Origin of the sequence: Spongiactinospora gelatinilytica, from assembly GCF_003236385.1 — a bacterium.
Lineage (GTDB): Bacteria > Actinomycetota > Actinomycetes > Streptosporangiales > Streptosporangiaceae > Spongiactinospora > Spongiactinospora gelatinilytica.
The window spans coordinates 1-3068 of the sequence record NZ_POUA01000578.1 but is presented as its reverse complement, the minus strand read 5'-3'; the positions used below and the strand labels follow the sequence as shown (position 1 = coordinate 3068).

Here is a 3068-nt window from a genome sequence, read left to right as displayed (position 1 = left end):
GTTCCTGGCCGGGCATCCGGGGGTGGACGGCGTGACGTTCACCGGCGAGAGCCGTACCGGATCGGCGATCATGCGGACCGTCGCCGACGGCGTCAAGCCGATCTCCTTCGAGCTGGGCGGCAAGAACGCCGGGCTGATCTTCGCCGACGCCCGCCTCGACGCCGCCGTGGAGGGCTCGGTGCGCTCGGTGTTCACCAACGGCGGCCAGGTCTGCCTGTGCACCGAACGGCTGTACGTCGAGCGGCCGATCTTCCAGGAGTTCGCCGGGCGGCTGGCCAGGCGCGCCCAGGAGCTGTCCCGCGAGCGCGAACCGATGCCGATGATCTCCGCCGGTCACCGCGAGAAGGTGCTGTCCTACTACCGGCTCGCGGCGTCCGAGGGCGCGGAGGTCCTGGCCGGGGGCGGTGTCCCGCCCTGGGTGGAGGGCGGCTACCACGTCGAGCCCACCGTGCTCACCGGCCTGCCGCAGAGTTCGCGGGTGAACCAGGAGGAGATCTTCGGGCCGGTGTGCCACATCACGCCGTTCGACACTGAGGCCGAGGCGGTCGCGCTGGCCAACGACAGCCGGTACGGCCTGGCCGCCACGGTGTGGACGCGCGACCTGTCCCGGGCGCACCGGGTGGCCGCCGCCGTCCAGGCCGGGCTGGTGTGGGTCAACACCTGGTTCCTGCGCGACCTGCGCACGCCGTTCGGCGGGCTGCGGCTGTCCGGGATCGGCCGGGAGGGCGGCGTCCACTCGCTGGACTTCTACTCCGAGCCCTCCACGGTGACCGTGAAGCTGGAGGACGCCGATGAGTGAGCCGGACCTGGTTGATATGTCCGACTTTGCCGGATAAAACGAGACTTACGGCATACCCGCAGCGGAGGACCCATGATCCCGCCCATCGACTTCACGAAGTGGATCGACGAGCACGCCCACCTGCTCAAACCGCCGGTCGGCAACAAGGTGATCTTCGAGGGCGCGGACGACCTGGTCGTCATGGTCGTCGGCGGCCCCAACGCCCGCACCGACTACCACGTGGACCCCTACGAGGAGCTGTTCTACCAGGTCCGCGGCAACATGCACGTCAACGTCATCACACCGCAGGGCCCCGACACCGTCCACATCCGCGAAGGCCAGATGTGGCTGCTGCCGCATGGCCTGCCCCACTCGCCGCAGCGCCCCGAGCCCGGTTCGATCGGCTTCCTGGTGGAGAAGGTCAGGCCGGAGGGCACGCTGGAGCGCTTCCAGTGGTACTGCCAGGAGTGCGGGAACATGGTCCACGAGGTGGAGTTGCAGGTACGCGACATCGTCGTGGACCTGCCGCCGGTCTTCGAGGCGTTCTACGCCGACGACAAGGCCCGTACCTGCGGCGCCTGCGGGGCCTACCACCCCGGCAAGGGCTGACGGGTGACCCACGCACCGGAGGAACACGCATGACCCTGTCCCGCGACGAATGCCAGGCCCTGGACGCCACGGACCCGCTCGCCGGTTTCCGCGCCGAGTTCACCCTGCCCGACGACCGGATCTACCTGGCGGGCAACTCGCTCGGCGCGGCGCCCAAGAGCGCGGCGGCCCGGGTCGCGCGTGCGGTCGAGCGGGAGTGGGGCGGCGAGCTGGTCGGCGGCTGGAACACCGCCGGCTGGTACGCGCAGCCGCTGGCCATGGGCGACCGGATCGCGCCGCTGATCGGCGCGGGGCCGGGCCAGGTGGTGGCCGGCAACACCACCTCCATCGCGGTCTTCCAGGCGCTCGCCGCCGCGCTCAAGCTGCGCCCGGACCGCCGGGTGATCGTCGCCGACCTCGGGGAGTTCCCCACCGACCGCTACATCGCCGAGGGCCTGGCCGCCCTGCTGGACGGCTACGAGATACGCGACTGGCCCTATGTCGGCGACGACGTGGCCGCGGTGCTGCTGTCGGAGGTGGTCTACAGCACCGGCGAGCGCCGCGACGTCGCCGAGGTGACCGCGCGGGTCCAGGCGGCGGGCGCGCTGATGGTGTGGGACGTGTGCCACAGCGTCGGCGCGTTCCCCGTGGACGTCTCGGCCGCGGATTTCGCGGTCGGCTGCACCTACAAGTACCTCAACGGCGGCCCGGGGTCCCCCGCCTTCCTGTACGTCAACCCGCGCCACCACGGCACCGCGCGCAACGCGCTGACCGGCTGGTACGCCCACGCCGAGCCGTTCGCCTTCGAGCCGTCCTTCCGCCCGGCCGAGGGCATCCGCGGATTCGCGGTGAGCACCCCGCACGTCCTGTCGTTCGCCGCGCTCGACGCCGCGATGGAGATCTGGGAGCGGGCCGACCTCGCCGCGGTCCGCGCCAAGAGCCTCGCGCTGACGTCGCTGTTCATCGAGCTGTCCGAGCAGGCGCACCCGGACCTGCGGGTGGCCACCCCGCGCGAGCCCGCGCGGCGCGGCAGCCAGGTGTCCTTCCGCCATCCGCACGGCTACCCGGTCATCCGCGCGCTGGCCGAACGCGGCGTGCAGGGCGACTTCCGCGCCCCGGACATCCTGCGGTTCGGGTTCGCGCCGCTGTATTTGCGGTACGTCGACGTCTACGACGCCGCGACCGCGCTGACCGAGGTCTTCGCCGCCGAACCGTGGCACGACGAGCGCTACACCCGCCGCCTGGCGGTGACGTGAGCCGCTACCAGGCCAGCCCGGCCGACTGCGCGCCGCCGCTGAAGTCGCCCTTGCCGGACAGCCGCCACCGCTGCCTGGCCTGGTAGGTCGCGCCGTCCGGCGGGTCCACCTTGAACCAGCCGCAGGTCCTGATCTGGCCGTCGTAGGTGAAGCGCAGGCCGTTGCAGACGTAGGGTCCGAGCATCGTGCCGACGCCCGGCCGCCACAGCTCGACGTGGGCGTCGGCGGTGACGCCCTTGGAGCCGCGCACCTGTCCCATCACGGCGAGAACGCCGTCCTTGACCCGGATGCAGGGGCGCATCGCGATCCCGGCCTTGGCCACCACCAGCCAGGGCTCGCGGCAGCGCATGGCGTCGGGGCGCACCGGGCCCTCGTGGATGAAGGACGGCTTGGCGGGTGACGGGCTGGGGGTCTTCGTCGGCTTGGGGGAGGTCTCGCCCTCGGAG

4 protein-coding genes are annotated in these 3068 nt (G+C 71.8%); 3 read left to right on the top strand and 1 reads right to left on the bottom strand.

All coding sequences use genetic code 11. The annotated features are described in order from the left end of the window. The 3 genes from C1I98_RS37180 to kynU all read left to right on the top strand — a co-directional run. The coding region (locus tag C1I98_RS37180; RefSeq protein WP_146607876.1) for an aldehyde dehydrogenase family protein at positions 1–799 on the top strand (799 nt) is incomplete at its 5' end. Between the two features lie 72 nt (positions 800–871). After that, positions 872–1387, top strand: a complete 516-nt coding sequence (locus C1I98_RS37175) for a 3-hydroxyanthranilate 3,4-dioxygenase (protein ID WP_111171952.1) — start codon at positions 872–874, stop codon at positions 1385–1387. A 29-nt stretch (positions 1388–1416) separates the two neighbouring features. Then, entirely contained in the window at positions 1417–2622 is a 1206-nt protein-coding gene (kynU, locus tag C1I98_RS37170; RefSeq protein ID WP_111171951.1) for a kynureninase, read from the top strand. Positions 2623–2626: 4 nt separating this feature from the next. Here the strand turns inward: kynU and C1I98_RS42245 are convergent. Then, on the bottom strand, positions 2627–3068 hold a 442-nt coding region (locus tag C1I98_RS42245), incomplete at its 5' end, for a hypothetical protein (RefSeq protein WP_158558361.1).